This is a genomic window from Microbacterium sp. Leaf203, assembly GCF_001421275.1.
GTDB classification, from domain to species: domain Bacteria; phylum Actinomycetota; class Actinomycetes; order Actinomycetales; family Microbacteriaceae; genus Microbacterium; species Microbacterium testaceum_A.
Genome location: NZ_LMKF01000025.1, coordinates 161,467 through 175,201, shown reverse-complemented (window position 1 = coordinate 175,201; position 13,735 = coordinate 161,467). Strand labels below are relative to the sequence as shown.

Genomic DNA, 13,735 nt, shown 5'->3' with positions numbered 1-13,735 from the left:
TATCACCGGGGAAGCAGCGGCCGACCCGGACTTTTCCGCCGTTCGACGCAGCGTTGCGTCGCACTCATGAGGCAAGGAGGCCACATGACGGACCGTCGCATCGACGAAGCCCACAAGGGCGGCGTCGACTACATCGCGGTCGAGGAGTCCGCCCCGTTCCGGGAGTTGAAGAAGCGGCAACGCAGCTTCGTCTTCCCCCTCGCGGTGGCGTTCCTCGTCTGGTACTTCGTCTACGTTCTGCTGTCGTCGTTCGCGCCGGAGTTCATGGCGCAGCCGGTCTCGGGAGCCATCACGGTGGGGCTCGTGCTGGGGCTCGGCCAGTTCGTCACCACGTTCGCCATCACCATGGGCTACGTCGCGTATGCCAACCGCCGCCTCGACCCGGGGGCCGAGGCGTTGCGGGTCGAACTCGAGCGAGCTGACGGGGGCCGCGCATGAACGACGTCTTCGCCAGCATCGAGGCGGCCGTGCAGACGGTCGAGAACAACCCGGTGCTCAACATCTCGATCTTCGGGGCGTTCGTCGCCGTGACCCTGTTCATCGTCATCCGGGCCAGCCGCAACAGCAAGACCGCGGCCGACTACTACGCCGCGGGTCGCTCGTTCACCGGGCCGCAGAACGGGTTCGCGATCGCCGGCGACTACCTGTCGGCCGCGTCGTTCCTCGGCATCGTCGGCGCCATCGCCATCAACGGCTACGACGGCTTCCTCTATTCGATCGGCTTCCTCGTCGCGTGGCTCGTCGCGCTGCTCCTCGTCGCCGAGCTGATGCGCAACACCGGCAAGTTCACGATGGCCGACGTGCTGTCGTTCCGTCTGAAGGAACGGCCGGTGCGCATGGCCGCGGCCATCACCACGCTGGCCGTCTGCTTCTTCTACCTCCTCGCGCAGATGGCCGGAGCCGGTGGCCTTGTGTCGCTGCTGCTGGGCATCACCGAGCGCGTCGGGCAGTCGATCGTCGTCGCGGTGGTCGGCATCCTGATGATCGTGTACGTCCTCATCGGCGGCATGAAGGGCACCACCTGGGTGCAGATCGTCAAGGCGTTCCTGCTGATCGGCGGCGCGATCGTCATGACGGTCTGGGTGCTGGCGATCAACGGCTTCAACCTCAACACGCTCCTCGAGAGCGCGGTGGCGGCCTCTCCCAAGGGTGATGCCGTCCTTGCGCCGGGCCTGCAGTACGGCAAGAACCCCTGGGACTTCATCTCGCTCGCGCTGGCCCTGGTGCTCGGCACCGCGGGTCTGCCGCACGTGCTGATGCGCTTCTACACCGTGCCCACCGCGAAAGAGGCGCGTCGCTCGGTGGTGTGGGCCATCTGGCTGATCGGTCTGTTCTACATCCTCACCCTCGTCCTGGGCTACGGCGCCGGTGCGATGGTCGGATCCGAGACGATCCTCGCCGCGCCCGGGGGAGTGAACGCGGCGGCGCCGCTGCTCGCCCTGGCTCTCGGCGGGCCGCTCCTGCTCGGGTTCATCTCGGCGGTGGCGTTCGCGACGATCCTGGCGGTGGTGGCCGGCCTCACGATCACGGCGGCCGCGTCGTTCGCGCACGACATCTACGCGAACGTCGTGAAGAAGGGCGACGTCCCGCCTGACGGCGAGGTCAAGGTCGCGCGGCGCACGGTCATCGTGATCGGCGTGCTCGCGATCCTCGGCGGCATCGGCGTGCAGGGGCAGAACGTCGCGTTCCTCGTGGCGCTGGCCTTCGCGGTCGCGGCGTCGGCGAACCTGCCGACGATCCTCTTCTCGCTTTTCTGGCGCCGCTTCACCACTCGCGGTGCCGTCTGGAGCATGTACGGCGGTCTGGGATCGGCCCTGGTGCTGATCTTCCTCTCGCCGGTGTTCTGGGGGACCGCGACGAGCGTGTTCGCCAACACGGGTGTGGCGATCTGGCCGCTGAACAACCCCGGCATCGTGTCGATTCCGCTCGGGTTCTTCCTCGGGTGGCTCGGGTCCGTCACGTCGCGGACGCCGGAGGATCCGCGCAAGGCCGCTGAGATGGACGTCCGCTCCCTCACCGGTTACGGCGCCGAGAAGGCCTCGAATCACTGACTGATAGATGCCCGGTCCCGCATCGCGAGGCCGGGCATCGTCGCGCGCGGCGCCCGGGGCGTTCAGGCCGAGGCGCGCAGGGTCTCGCCGAGGATCACGTCGCTCTCGAGCGAGAGCAGGTATTCCTTCACCTCGGGGTGGCCGCCGTATTCGCCGATCGAGCCGTCGGCGCGGACGACCCGGTGCACCGGGACGACGATCGAGAACGGCGACGACGCGCACGCCGTTCCCACCGCGCGGGCTGCTCGCGGGGCCCCGGCCATCATCGACACCTCGCCGTACGAGGCGACTTCGCCGTAGGGGATCTCGAGGGTGGCCTCGAGCGCAGCGCGGGTGAATCCGCGGGCGAAGCGCCAGTCGAGGGCGACATCGAAGGCCCGTCGCGTCCCGTCGAAGTACTCCTCGAGCTGCGAGACCAGGGGGTGGTCCGTGGGCTGATGGTGCTCGGGGACGACCCCGAGACGGTGCGCGATCTCGGCGCGCGCGAGCTCGAGACCGTCGAGGGCCACATTCAGACGCACGAGGGCGTCGTCGACGAAGGTCAGCAGGATCGGCCCGACGGGGCTGTCGTATTCGGTGCTGGTGACTCTGTTCATACGCTCATCCTCATGACCGTGCCCGGGGCGTGCGCCGCGATCGCGCGCGAATGGGGAGGATCTCGCCGACTCCCTACCTGGGGAGGAAGAGCCGGTGGCGCGGCGTGTCGCCGATTACCGCGAAACTCGGGCCCGCTGCGCACGATCCCGCACTGCCCGGCTTAGTCTGACAGGTGTGTGGCGAGCTGAGGACGGTGCCGTGATCGGCACTGACGGAGACGAGACGGTGTCGTCCGTCGATCCCGGCGACCTGCGATTGTCGGAACCCGGCATCGTGGTTCGCCACGTGGCCGACCCCGAACGCGACCGGATCCGGTCCGAGGCTGCGGCTCTCGGCGGACGTTCGACCCTCCTGCGCTTCGACGACGCCCGCGATGCCGGCATCGACATCACGAAGGCGCACCCGGGTTCGCTCCCGCAGTTCATCACGGGTCGCGCGACGATGCTGTCGAACCTCTTCCGCGACGAGGTGGCCCTGCGCACGGCCCGCATGGCCGCCGAGCGCATCACGGCGAAGAACGTCGAGCTGCGCACCGCGCGCGGCCTCGAGCCCGTGCACCTCGCGGTGGGCCTGTCGGCGTGGAAGATCGGGGGAGTGGAGTGGTCCGCTCCGGTCCTCCTGCGCCCGCTCGCCATCCGCCGCCACCACGGTGACTTCGAACTGAAGCTGCACGGCGCGTTCGTCATGAACCCCGAGCTCGCTCGCGCGTTCCGCACGCACCTCGGCATCCAGATCGATCCCGCGGCTCTCGCGGGCCTCGCCTACGACCAGGGCGTGTTCAAGCCGCAGCCGGTCATCGACCACATCCGCCGCCTCACTTCGCACGTGCCGACCTTCGTCGTGCACCCGCGTCTGGTGATCTCGTCGTTCGCCGACGTCGGATCGGGTATGGCTCGCGACACGCACGACCTCGACCACACCCTCTTGAACGCGCTCGCCGGTCACCCCGACGACCGCGCGCGCATCACGGTGCGTCGCGACGACCCGCAGGTCGTGAGCCCCGACGAGCGCACTCCCGCTGCCGACACCCTGCTCCTCGACGCGGATGCCGAGCAGGAGCGCGTCCTCGCCCGCATCGCCGCGGGGCAGTCGCTCGCCGTGCACACCCTGCCCGGCACGGGCGGCACGCAGACGGTCATCAACGCGATCGGGCAGCTCGTCCACGACAACAAGCGCGTGCTCGTGGTCAGTGCCCGTCGCTCGACGCTCGACGGCATCCGTCACCGTCTGGCCGGAGTCGGCCTCACGGGTCTCGCCGTCTCTCCGAACCACGTGCGTCGCGACCTCATCCGCGCGATCGGTCGCAACGAGAAGGCCGACCAGCCGAAGGTCGCCGAGATCGACGACGCCCTCGTGCGTCTGCGCACGGTCCTGCGCGACTACCGCTCCGCCGTGACCGAGCCGCACCTGGCGCTGGGCGTCTCGGCGCTCGACATCCTGCGCGCGCTGACGTCGTTGGCATCCACTTCTCCCGCTCCGTCGACCGAGGCCCGCTTCGATCTCGCGACCCTCGAGAGACTCGCCGGACGACGGGATGCCGCGGCCCGGGCGCTCGCGATGGCCGCGCGCCTCGGCGAGTTCCGCTTCGGGCCCGACGATTCGCCCTGGTACGGCGTCAGCTTCTCGCGGACCGAGGACGCGCGTGCGGCGCACGATCTCGCGGGCAAGCTCCACAGCAGCGACGTTCCTCGTCTGCTCGAGCGCGGGTACGAGCTCATCGCGCAGACGCGCATGCGCCCGTTCCAGACGGTGTCCGAGCTCGGGTCGTACCTGAAGCTCCTGCAGGGCATCCGCGAGTCGCTCGATCGCTTCAGCCCGAGTGTCTTCGAGCGTCCGCTCGGCGAGCTCATCGACGCGCACTCGCCGCGCCGCGACGCCTCCGCGATGAGCGGTCCCAACCGTCGTCGCCTCAAGCGGCTGTCGAAGGAGTACGTGCGCCCGGGCGTCCACGTGCCCGACATGTACGAGGCGCTCGTGCGCATCCAGCAGCAGCGTACGGAGTGGCAGCGCGTCGTCGACGCCGGCGTCACCCCCGAGGTGCCGCTGGGTCTCGCGGACGTCCACGTCGCGTGGCAGCGCACCGACGCCCTGCTCGGCGAACTCGATCAGATCCTCGGCCGTCAGGGCTCCGAGCGCCTCGCGACCCTGCCCGTGCAGCGTCTCGTGCGCACCCTCGCCGGTCTCGCCGCGGAGTCGACCTTCTTCGACAACCTCGTCGAGCGCGCGCAACTGCGTTCCGAGCTCGCGCGCCTGGGTCTCGAGCAGCTCCTCGTCGAGCTCTCGGTGCGCCACGTTCCCGAGGAGCGCGTGGGGGCCGAACTCGAGTTCGCGTGGTGGCAGTCGGCCCTCGAGCACCTGCTGCGCACCGACCGTGCTCTTCTCGGTGCGAACACGAGCGTCGTCGACCGTCTCGAGCGCGACTTCCGACTCGTCGACGAGGCCCACGCCGCTGCGGCCGGCCCGTTGCTCGCCGCTCAGCTCGCGACGCAGTGGCGTATCGGCATCGTCGATCACGCCGACGAGGCGGCCGCCCTCAAGCGCGTCCTGAAGGACGGCCTGCACACGGCGCAGGAGATGTCGGATGCCGCGCCCACCCTGCTGCGCACGCTCGCGCCGGTGTGGCTCGCGTCGCCGTACGAGGTTCCCGACGTTCCGACCGATCTCGCGTTCGACGTCGTCATCATCGCGGATGCCGCGGCCCTGTGCCTCGCCGAGGCGGCCCCGGCCCTGCGCCGGGCTCGCCAGGTCGTGCTGTTCGGCGACCCGGTGGTGCAGAAGCCCACCCCCTTCCGCGTGAGCGCGTCGATCGCCGCCGGCCCCGACGAGGCCGACGAGGTCCCCTTCGACGAGACCTCGGTCTTCGAGCGCATCGCCGAGCTGCTGCCCGTCGAGACGCTCACCCGCAGCTACCGCGCCGGCGGCGAGGATCTCTCGCAGCTGGTGAACGACGCCTTCTACGGCGGAGAGATCGTCTCGCTTCCCTGGGCCGGTTCGTACCTCGGCCGCGGCAGCCTGAGCGTCGATTACGTCGAGGGCGGTGTCGGTGCCCCCGACCCCGTCAGCGGCGCGGTCGAGAGCCCCGATGCCGAGGTCGCCCGCGTCGTCACGCTCGTCGTCGAGCACGCCGTGAACCGGGCGTCCGAATCGCTCATGGTCGTCACCGCCAGCCGCAAGCACGCCGAGCGCGTGCGTGCCTCGGTCGTGGCGGCGTTGGCCGGACGCTCCGACGTCGCCGAGTTCATCTCGAGGGATGCCGCCGAGCCCTTCGCCGTGCTGACGCTCGAGGAGTCCGTGGCCGAGAGTCGCGACCGCGTGGTGTTCTCGCTCGGCTTCGGTCTCACGCGCCACGGTCGCGTACTGAGCGACTTCGGCGACCTGTCGACGCCCGATGGGGAGCGACTGCTCACCGTCGGGATGACGCGTGCTCGCCGCTCGATGGTGATCGTGTCGTCGATCCGTCCCTCGGCGTTCGACGACGGCCGCCTCGAGCACGGTGCCGCGACCCTCATGGGCATTCTCGGCAATGTCGCGTCGCGCAGCCGCGAGACGCGCCTCGAAGACCTCGCCGATCCGCTGACCCGCGCCCTGGCGCGCGAGCTGCGCAGACTCGGCATCGAGGTCGACGTCGATTACCGCGGGTTGCTTCCCCTCGTCGCTCGCTACCAGGGCAAGGCGGTGGTGGCCGAGAGCGATCCCGAGACCATCGGCGAATCCCTCCGCGAGACCCTCCGTCTGCGGCCGCAGATCCTCCGCCGCCTCGGCTGGCACTACGTGCGCGTGCACGCGTTCGATCTGTACAGCGACCCCGCGGGCGTGGCATCCCGTATCGGGGAGCTCCTGGGGATCGCTCCCGACGACGCGGTCGCCCCCGATGCGACCACCGAGTCGCTCGATCTCCCCGACTGAGCGCGTGATGAGCGACACCCCGCACGATGCCGTCCCCGAGGCGGACGTGACGAGCGGTCGCGGCACCGAGCGTCAGCCGGTCGTCCGCGTCCGCGGTGCTCGTCGGGCGCGCCTTCTCGCCGCCCCGGGCACGACCGCCGAACCGGCGCCGGCCGATGATCCCGCGCGCGGGACGGGTGCGCGGCCCGCGGCATCCGGCCCCAACGACGAGCGCATGATGCGCGACGTCCCGCCGCACTACTGACCCGCGCAGACGAAACGGCGCCCGGACCGGGATGCGATCCCGGCGCGGACGCCGTCAGGGTGGGGCGATATCGGTTCAGAGTTTGTTCTGGCGCTCCAGCAGGTCGCGGATCTGCACGAGCAGCTCCTGCTCCGTCGGCAGCTTCGGCTCGTCCGAGGCGGGCTCGTTCACCCCGGCGCGCGCGGCGGCGATGGCCTTCCACCGGTTCATCGGGTAGACGAACACGAGGTAGACGACGATCGCCACGGCGAAGAAGCTGATGATCGCCGAGAGCAGGGTGGGGAGGGGGAAGACCACTTCCTGCCCGTAGATGCCCGTGATCGTCGGCCCGACCTCGCCGTTCTCGGCGGGCTTGTAGAACACCTCGATCAGCGGGGTGATGACCGCCGCGACGATGGCGTTGACGACCGCCGTGAACGCCGCGCCGATGACCACCGCGACGGCGAGGTCGATGACGTTCCCGCGGAGGATGAACTCCTTGAATCCCTTGATCATGCGCTGGCTCCTCTCAGGCCGCGCCGACTCGGGCTCAGGAGGCCGAGGACGGGGCGGACGACTTCGATTCCGACTTCGATGATGTCGAAGAACCGGTCGAGCCGCTACCGGACCCGCCGGAGGTGGAGCTGCGGGAGTCGGTGCGGTAGAACCCCGAGCCGTTGAACGTCACGCCGATCGATCCGTACTGCTTGCGCACCTCGCCGCCGCACTCGGGGCACTCGGTGAGGGCGGCGTCCGCGAACGACTGGACCGCGTCGAAACGGTGACCGCACTGCTTGCAGGCGTAGGAGTAGGTGGGCATGAGCGTCCTTCGGGTGTTCAGGAGGTGTGGGCGGCGAGCGGAAGCGTGCGCGTGGGGGTGACCACGCCCGTGACGGGCTGGTCGTGCACGTCGCGCGGCACGTCGTCGATGAGCTCGGAGTCGAAGATGACCGCGTACACCGGCGGGCACTTCTCCATCGAGCCGAGGGTCTTGTCGAAGTAGCCGCGGCCCCAGCCGAGACGCATGCCCTGGTGATCGACGGCGGCAGCCGGGATGATCAGGAGGTCGACGTCGTTGACGGCGATCGGCCCCAGAACGTCACCGATCGGTTCGGGAAGCCCGAACAGTCCCTCGGTGATCTCGGTGTCGGGAGTGGCCACGCTCCAGTCGAGCAGACCGTCTTCGCGGGTGATCGGGAGCAGGACCCGGATGCCGCGCCCCACCGCCGCGCGGACGAAGGCGTGCGTGCCGGGCTCGGTGGGGGTTGACAGGAAACACGAGATGCTGCGCGCGCCGAGGCGGGCGACGAGGGCGTCGAGCTGCTCTGTGACGCCGGCCGCGGCCACCTCGCGCGCATGGGCGGAGATGGTCTGGCGGCGTTCGCGCAGATCGGCGCGCAGTGCGCGCTTGGCCTGCTCGATACGATCCGGCATGCGTTAAGTCTACGGGCGGGCGCGTTACCGGCGGTGTCGTAGGACCCCGCTAAGGTATGCCCATGCCTCATAAGCCCTTCAAGGCCGTCATCCCGGCCGCCGGACTCGGTACGCGCTTCCTGCCCGCCACGAAGGCGATGCCCAAAGAGATGCTGCCCGTCGTCGACAAGCCGGCCATCCAGTACGTCGTCGAAGAGGCCACCGGCGCCGGCATCGAAGACGTCCTGATCATCATCGGTCGCAACAAGAACAACATCGCCAACCACTTCGACTCGATGCCCGAGCTCGAGGCGAAGCTGCGCGAGAAGGGCGATGACGACAAGCTCGCCAAGGTCGAGCACTCGTCCGAGCTCGCCGACATCCACATGGTGCGTCAGGGCGAGCCGAAGGGTCTGGGTCACGCGGTGCTGCGTGCGCGCAGCCACGTCGGCGACCACCCCTTCGCCGTCCTGCTGGGCGACGACCTCATCGACGAGCGCGACCCGCTGCTCACCAAGATGATGGACGAGTACGACAAGCGCGGCGGTGCCACCGTCATCGCGCTGATGGAGGTCGATCCCGCCCACATCCACCTCTACGGCGTGGCCGCCGTCGAGGCCACCGACGAAGAAGACGTCGTCAAGGTCACGCAGCTCGTCGAGAAGCCCAAGGCCGAAGACGCGCCCTCGAACCTGGCGATCATCGGTCGGTACGTTCTCGGTCCCGATGTCTTCGACATCCTCGAGCGCACCGAGCCCGGCAAGGGCGGCGAGATCCAGCTGACCGATGCTCTCGAAGAGCTCGCGACCGGTGGTGGCGACGGCGGCGGCGTGTACGGCGTCGTCTTCCGCGGGCGTCGTTACGACACCGGCGACCGTGTCGACTACATCAAGGCGATCGTGCAGCTGGCTGCCGACCGCGACGACCTCGGCCCCGCCCTCCGCCCCTGGTTCAAGGAGTTCGCGCAGGGTCTCTGACCCGGGCAAGACGCCATGGATCTGTCCGTCCCCCGGCGGCACGGCGACGTGTCGATCCGTCTCATCCGCAATCGCGATGCGCGCGTCCTCCAGCAGCAGCTGATCGACAACCGCTCGTGGTTGAAGCGGTGGGAGGCGACCAGCCCCGACGGTCCCGTGTCGTTCGACATGCGCCTCGGCATCCGTCGTCTCCTGCAGCAGTACCGTGACGGCGTCGGCGTCCCCTTCGTGATGGCGTGGGACGACGACGTCGCCGGGCAGCTGAATGTGTGGGGCGTGTCGCGCGGGTCGCTGGCGTCGGCGACGATCGGGTACTGGGTCGCCGAGGAGTTCGCGGGTCGCAACATCACCACGATCAGCGTGGCGATGGCGACCGATGTGTGCTTCACCGAGCTCAACCTGCACCGCGTCGAGATCTGCATCCGGCCCGAGAACCACGCCAGCCTGCGCGTGGTCGAGAAGCTCGGCTTCCGCTACGAGGGGTTGCGCCGCAAGTACATCCACATCGACGGCGATTGGCGCGACCACTACGCCTTCGCCCTCGTGCGCGAAGAGGTTCCGTACGGGGTGCTGGACCGATACGTGCGGGGGCAGGTCCCGCCGGATGCCGCTCGCGTTCCTCCTTCGGATCGGGTCTGAACGGTTCCGTTGCGATCCGCCTCCGGTACGCGGCGAAAGTCTCGTCGCGACACGCCGGGGGATGCCGAGGTGTGATCTCTCGGTGACCTACCTTTATGGCATGGGTGGGCAGGTTCTCAGCGGCGGCGTGATCGTCTTCGTCGCGGTCGCGCTCTGGCTCGTCTATCTGCTTCCGTCGTGGCAGAGCCGTCACCGGTTCACCTCCGCCGAACGCAATGCCGTGCGTCTCAACCAGGCGCTGCGCGTGCTCGCCGAGACAGCCGAGACGCCCCGCGAGGTCCGCCTGGAGCTGACGGCCCGCACCGCCCACCAACAGCAGAAGCTCGCGCGCCAGATCCAGGCCGAGAAGGCCCAGACCGAGCTCGCCGCGGCCAAGGCACGACTCGAGGTGGCTCGTCTCGAGAGTGCCCGCGATCGCGATGTCGTCAAGGAGCAGCGCGCCGCGGCCGTGGACCTGGCTCGTGCCGAGCGTGCCGCGGCCGTCGAGGTCGCTCGCGCCGAACGCGCTGCCGCGCTCGAGAAGACCCGCGCCGAGCGTGCCGCCGCCGTCGAGCGGGCGCACGCCGAGCGCGCCGCGGCCGTTGCGCGCCCCGAGGCTCGTCGAGTCCGTGCTCGCCGCCGCTTCCGTCTGAGCGTGACCACGGTGGGCCTTGCGGGCCTTGTTGCCGCGCTGGTCGGCCTCGCGCAGGTCGTCACCGGGGGAGCTCCGGTGCTACTTTCTCTCGGGTCGGTCGTCGTCGTGGCATCCCTCGTCGTCCTCCGCCGCATCTCGGTCGTGGCCGCCCGCACGGCGCCTGTGTCCGTTACGACGTCGGTGGCGACGCGCACGGTCGCGACAGAAGTTCAGGACGTCGCCCTCGTGCCCGAGCCGCGCCCCACGTGGACGCCTCGCGAGCTTCCGCGCCCGCTCGTCGCGTCGGCCGGGTCGCGTGCCGCCGCCGTGGTCGACGAGCAGATCGCCCGCGAGGCGCTGCGCGCCGCCGCCCGCGAGGAGGCCGCGCGCGAGCTCGCCGCCGAGCAGGCTCCCACCCCGATCGAGACGGCTCGTCCGGCCGCTGTCGCCCCCGCTCCGTCGCCGTATGCCGCGATGGGGTACGTCGACGAATCGGAGATCCAGGATCACGTTCAGCGGCTCCTGGCGCGTCGCGCGTCGGGGGAGTGACGCCGGCCCGTTCGCGGGTGCCGGGCTCGCTCCGTCGATCTCCCTCTCGACCGATGCTGTCAGCGGCATACGTTGCTCGTCGCGTGCTCGACGGGGGCAGCGCGCGTCGAGGTGGGCGCGAATGACGTGATAGTGTTTACGAGGTTTCCGGGCCTGTGGCGCAGTTGGTAGCGCGCCTCGTTCGCATCGAGGAGGTCAGGGGTTCGAATCCCCTCAGGTCCACCAGAACACCACAAGAAGGCCTCCGCTCAGCGGGGGCCTTCTTCGTTTGTCGCCGGACTCTTCGGGGATGTGCGCACCTTAGCGCTGTAGGCCAGCGCCCTCGGGCTTCTTCCGCACGGCGGTGAGGAGCAAGGGCTCGGATGCCCTCGGCCCCTCGTCCGATGGACGTCTCCGATTCAGTCGGCCTCCGCCGCGGCGCGTGCCCGGCGAGAGGCGACCGTCTTGCGGACGATCGCGATGATCACGGGTAGTACCGAGATGAGCACGATCACGATCATGAGGACGTCGATGTTGTCGACGATGAACGGGATGCCGCCCAGAAGCAGACCGATGAGGGTCATGGCCACGACCCAGAGCGTGGCGCCCAGGGTGTTCCACAGGAGGAACCGGCGATAGTGCATATGCGCGGTCCCGGCTGCCACCGGCACGTACGTCCGCACGATCGGCACGAAGCGTCCGAGCACGAGGGAGCCGCCGCCGTACCGGGTGAAGAAACGCTCGGCATCGTGCAGACGTTCGGGGCGCAGCACGCGCGCGTCTTCGCGGAAGAGGCGGCGTCCGAAGCGTCGACCGAGCCAGTATCCGACCTGATCGCCCAGGATCGCGGCGGGGATGCCGACCAGCAGCACCTGCCAGGGCTGGATGCCGAGAGGGCCGGCCAGCACCGCCGCGGTGACCAGCAGGGAGTCGCCGGGCAGGAACGGGAACAGCGCGCCCGACTCGATGAAAATGAGCAGCGCGATGCCCCCGAGCACCCAGGGCCCGAAAGCGTGGAGGATCGACGCCGCGTCGGGCAGGATCCCGGTCGCCATGGCGACGGAGTGGATGGTCACGGCAGGTTCGCTCCCCGATTCGATCCGGCGCGCGTGGGTTCGCGGGCGCCGGGGCCCGGGGCGACGCTAACGCACGCGCTCTAAGGAGTCGCCAAGAATCCAAGGATGAGCGGACGAAGCGCGGGTGAATGGCGGGCGGTGCGGCATCCGAAGCTTCCTCGAAACCGCGCCTGATGGCGCGGCCGGTGCCTACGACGCGGGCTCGGGAAGCCGCGCGCCCGCACGGATCTCCTGCAGGGCCCAGGAGTTGCCGTCGGGATCTGCGAAGAACGCGTAGCGCACCCCGCCGCCCGTGTCCTGCACCGGCGTCACCTCGAGGCCCTTCCCCGCGAGGTCCGCGCGAACGGTGTCCAGGTCTTCGACCACCAGGTGCATGTTCGACACCGGCGTCCCAGCCCCCATTCCGACGCCGAAAGCGATCGAACAGGCGGAGCCGGGCGGGGTGAGCTGAACGACACGCATGCCGTTTCCGGGGGAGACGTCGTGGTCGAGGACGAAGCCCACGACGTCGCGGTAGAACGAGATGCTCCGGTCGACGTCGGACACGGGCAGGGGGACCAGCTCCAGGCGCATGCTCACGAGCTCACACTCTCGCTCTCGGCCCAGCCGCTGGGGGCGGCGATGTTGAACATCCAGGCCACGCCCCACGGGTCGGTCACCTCGCCGTAGAGGTCGCCCCACATCTGCTTCTCGAGCGGCTGCACGACCTCGGCGCCGCGCTCGACGAAGCGGTCGTAGAAGCCGCGCACGCGATCGAGCTCGTCGCTCATGAAGGCCGCGTGCACGCGGTTCGCGCCCCAGCCGCCTTCGGGCTCGCCGAAGGCGTCGGCGCCCATCACGGTGAAGCCGTCGGCGCGCAGCTCGGAGTGCATCACGCCGTCGGCGGGGGCATCGGCCATGCCGAAGTCGCCGAACGTGCTGATCTTGAGCTCTCCGCCGAAGACCGACTCGTAGAAGGTCATCGCCTCGCGGGCGGCTCCGGCGAACGAGATGTAGACGACGAGCGAGGTGGCCATGAGGCATCCTTCCGGCGGCGGGTGGTGGCCCTCACCCTAGACCCGTGCGTGGCGATGGCGCCGGCCGCCGCCGCCTGCCATGCTCGAGACCATGAAGCCGTCTGCCACCGTCGTCGCCGGCGCTGTGTGCGCGGTGGTGGTCGTGGGACTGGCGGCGTTGACGGTGCCGGCCTTCGCGCCGCTGGGGACCGTCGCCTCAGTGGCCGCGGGCCTCACCTCGTCGCTGGAGTCGACTCCGAGCGATCCGTCGACGCCGTCGGCATCCGCAGCGCCGGTCGATCCCTACGGGCCTCCCGAGGGGTACGTCCACGTCGGGAACGGTACGTACATTCCCGGTGGCGGCTTCGGCGACTGCGCGGAATCCGCCTACATCCACATGGGCAGTCAGGACGGTCAGGCGCCCACCGCAAGCCTGTTCGGCAAGCTCGTCGACACGGGCGTGAGGGAGTTCGCGGCGGGGACCCCCGCGTTCGCCGATGACGGGCGGATCGCCACCTACACGGTCGCCCCGGGCGATGTCCCCACGGCGATCGGCGACCGGTTCTGCATCTGGAACGGCATGTCCCTCACCACGCTCAACGGCATCCCGGGCAGCACCGCCATCCAACCCGGTCAGGTGCTGGTGCTGGATCCCGCGGCGGTCCCGGGGTTCGTCTTCGATTACCCCTACGCCCGGTGATCGCCCGCCGGGACCGG

The 13,735-nt window shown here is 69.7% G+C and carries 15 protein-coding genes and 1 tRNA gene; 9 read left to right on the top strand and 7 right to left on the bottom strand.

Going from position 1 to position 13,735, the window contains the following annotated elements; all coding sequences use genetic code 11:
- Positions 1-84: 84 nt before the first annotated feature.
- Together ASE56_RS10765 and ASE56_RS10760 are read left to right on the top strand one after the other, a co-directional pair.
- The gene (locus ASE56_RS10765) at positions 85-438 is read left to right on the top strand and encodes a DUF485 domain-containing protein (protein ID WP_056229087.1); all 354 of its coding nucleotides are present in this window, start codon (positions 85-87) and stop codon (positions 436-438) included.
- The gene (locus ASE56_RS10760) at positions 435-2,051 is read left to right on the top strand and encodes a cation acetate symporter (RefSeq protein WP_056229084.1); all 1,617 of its coding nucleotides are present in this window, start codon (positions 435-437) and stop codon (positions 2,049-2,051) included. Before ASE56_RS10765 ends, ASE56_RS10760 begins: the two co-directional genes overlap by 4 nt.
- 62 nt (positions 2,052-2,113) lie before the next feature.
- Here ASE56_RS10760 and ASE56_RS10755 read toward each other — a convergent pair whose 3' ends face one another.
- Positions 2,114-2,647: a methylated-DNA--[protein]-cysteine S-methyltransferase gene (locus tag ASE56_RS10755; RefSeq protein ID WP_056229080.1), complete on the bottom strand. Its 534-nt coding sequence runs from the start codon at positions 2,645-2,647 to the stop codon at positions 2,114-2,116.
- Between the two features lie 199 nt (positions 2,648-2,846).
- Here ASE56_RS10755 and ASE56_RS10750 point away from each other — a divergent pair, with 199 nt between their 5' ends.
- Together ASE56_RS10750 and ASE56_RS10745 are read left to right on the top strand one after the other, a co-directional pair.
- Positions 2,847-6,554, top strand: a complete 3,708-nt coding sequence (locus ASE56_RS10750; protein ID WP_176786387.1) for an AAA family ATPase — start codon at positions 2,847-2,849, stop codon at positions 6,552-6,554.
- Positions 6,555-6,561: 7 nt separating this feature from the next.
- Positions 6,562-6,798 carry a hypothetical protein gene (locus tag ASE56_RS10745; RefSeq protein ID WP_056229076.1) on the top strand — a complete coding sequence of 79 codons (237 nt, stop codon included), beginning with the start codon at positions 6,562-6,564 and terminating at the stop codon, positions 6,796-6,798.
- Between the two features lie 75 nt (positions 6,799-6,873).
- Here the strand turns inward: ASE56_RS10745 and mscL are convergent, their stop codons facing one another.
- The 3 genes from mscL to ASE56_RS10730 are packed head-to-tail and all read right to left on the bottom strand — an operon-like array spanning position 6,874 to position 8,211.
- Positions 6,874-7,293: a large conductance mechanosensitive channel protein MscL gene (gene mscL / locus ASE56_RS10740; RefSeq protein ID WP_056229073.1), complete on the bottom strand. Its 420-nt coding sequence runs from the start codon at positions 7,291-7,293 to the stop codon at positions 6,874-6,876.
- A gap of 34 nt (positions 7,294-7,327) precedes the next feature.
- Positions 7,328-7,597, bottom strand: coding sequence for an FmdB family zinc ribbon protein (locus tag ASE56_RS10735; RefSeq protein WP_056229069.1), 270 nt, complete (start codon positions 7,595-7,597; stop codon positions 7,328-7,330).
- Between the two features lie 17 nt (positions 7,598-7,614).
- The gene (locus ASE56_RS10730; RefSeq protein WP_056229066.1) at positions 7,615-8,211 is read right to left on the bottom strand and encodes a 5-formyltetrahydrofolate cyclo-ligase; all 597 of its coding nucleotides are present in this window, start codon (positions 8,209-8,211) and stop codon (positions 7,615-7,617) included.
- Between the two features lie 62 nt (positions 8,212-8,273).
- Here ASE56_RS10730 and galU point away from each other — a divergent pair, with 62 nt between their 5' ends.
- From galU to ASE56_RS10710, 4 genes are all read left to right on the top strand, one after another.
- Complete coding sequence (gene galU, locus ASE56_RS10725) at positions 8,274-9,167, top strand: UTP--glucose-1-phosphate uridylyltransferase GalU (RefSeq protein ID WP_056229819.1); 894 nt, start codon at positions 8,274-8,276, stop codon at positions 9,165-9,167.
- Between the two features lie 15 nt (positions 9,168-9,182).
- A complete protein-coding gene (locus tag ASE56_RS10720; RefSeq protein WP_056229062.1) occupies positions 9,183-9,806 on the top strand; it encodes a GNAT family N-acetyltransferase in 624 nt (207 codons plus the stop codon).
- Positions 9,807-9,906: 100 nt separating this feature from the next.
- Positions 9,907-10,968, top strand: coding sequence for a hypothetical protein (locus ASE56_RS10715; RefSeq protein WP_056229060.1), 1,062 nt, complete (start codon positions 9,907-9,909; stop codon positions 10,966-10,968).
- 149 nt (positions 10,969-11,117) lie between these two features.
- A tRNA-Ala gene (locus ASE56_RS10710) sits at positions 11,118-11,193 on the top strand.
- Positions 11,194-11,366: 173 nt separating this feature from the next.
- Here the strand turns inward: ASE56_RS10710 and ASE56_RS10705 are convergent.
- From ASE56_RS10705 to ASE56_RS10695, 3 genes are all read right to left on the bottom strand, one after another.
- On the bottom strand, positions 11,367-12,002 hold the full coding sequence (locus tag ASE56_RS10705) for a DedA family protein (protein WP_056229815.1): 636 nt from the start codon (positions 12,000-12,002) through the stop codon (positions 11,367-11,369).
- Positions 12,003-12,212: 210 nt separating this feature from the next.
- The gene (locus ASE56_RS10700) at positions 12,213-12,596 is read right to left on the bottom strand and encodes a VOC family protein (protein WP_082450426.1); all 384 of its coding nucleotides are present in this window, start codon (positions 12,594-12,596) and stop codon (positions 12,213-12,215) included.
- Positions 12,597-12,598: 2 nt separating this feature from the next.
- The gene (locus ASE56_RS10695) at positions 12,599-13,039 is read right to left on the bottom strand and encodes a VOC family protein (protein WP_056229054.1); all 441 of its coding nucleotides are present in this window, start codon (positions 13,037-13,039) and stop codon (positions 12,599-12,601) included.
- A gap of 91 nt (positions 13,040-13,130) precedes the next feature.
- On the opposite strand from ASE56_RS10695, the gene ASE56_RS10690 reads away from it, so the two are divergent.
- On the top strand, positions 13,131-13,718 hold the full coding sequence (locus ASE56_RS10690) for a LysM domain-containing protein (RefSeq protein ID WP_162234506.1): 588 nt from the start codon (positions 13,131-13,133) through the stop codon (positions 13,716-13,718).
- The last annotated feature ends 17 nt before the right edge of the window (positions 13,719-13,735 follow it).

What these genes read in the sequence shown, in the direction of transcription:
- ASE56_RS10730 (WP_056229066.1), bottom strand. Translation starts at nt 8,211, where the DNA reads ATGCCGGATCGTATCGAGCAGGCCAAGCGCGCACTGCGCGCCGATCTG.
- ASE56_RS10745 (WP_056229076.1), top strand. Translation starts at nt 6,562, where the DNA reads ATGAGCGACACCCCGCACGATGCCGTCCCCGAGGCGGACGTGACGAGC.
- ASE56_RS10690 (WP_162234506.1), top strand. Translation starts at nt 13,131, where the DNA reads ATGAAGCCGTCTGCCACCGTCGTCGCCGGCGCTGTGTGCGCGGTGGTG.
- ASE56_RS10715 (WP_056229060.1), top strand. Translation starts at nt 9,907, where the DNA reads ATGGGTGGGCAGGTTCTCAGCGGCGGCGTGATCGTCTTCGTCGCGGTC.
- ASE56_RS10765 (WP_056229087.1), top strand. Translation starts at nt 85, where the DNA reads ATGACGGACCGTCGCATCGACGAAGCCCACAAGGGCGGCGTCGACTAC.
- ASE56_RS10695 (WP_056229054.1), bottom strand. Translation starts at nt 13,039, where the DNA reads ATGGCCACCTCGCTCGTCGTCTACATCTCGTTCGCCGGAGCCGCCCGC.
- ASE56_RS10760 (WP_056229084.1), top strand. Translation starts at nt 435, where the DNA reads ATGAACGACGTCTTCGCCAGCATCGAGGCGGCCGTGCAGACGGTCGAG.
- ASE56_RS10720 (WP_056229062.1), top strand. Translation starts at nt 9,183, where the DNA reads ATGGATCTGTCCGTCCCCCGGCGGCACGGCGACGTGTCGATCCGTCTC.
- mscL (WP_056229073.1), bottom strand. Translation starts at nt 7,293, where the DNA reads ATGATCAAGGGATTCAAGGAGTTCATCCTCCGCGGGAACGTCATCGAC.
- ASE56_RS10705 (WP_056229815.1), bottom strand. Translation starts at nt 12,002, where the DNA reads ATGGCGACCGGGATCCTGCCCGACGCGGCGTCGATCCTCCACGCTTTC.
- ASE56_RS10755 (WP_056229080.1), bottom strand. Translation starts at nt 2,647, where the DNA reads ATGAACAGAGTCACCAGCACCGAATACGACAGCCCCGTCGGGCCGATC.
- ASE56_RS10735 (WP_056229069.1), bottom strand. Translation starts at nt 7,597, where the DNA reads ATGCCCACCTACTCCTACGCCTGCAAGCAGTGCGGTCACCGTTTCGAC.
- ASE56_RS10700 (WP_082450426.1), bottom strand. Translation starts at nt 12,596, where the DNA reads ATGCGCCTGGAGCTGGTCCCCCTGCCCGTGTCCGACGTCGACCGGAGC.
- galU (WP_056229819.1), top strand. Translation starts at nt 8,274, where the DNA reads ATGCCTCATAAGCCCTTCAAGGCCGTCATCCCGGCCGCCGGACTCGGT.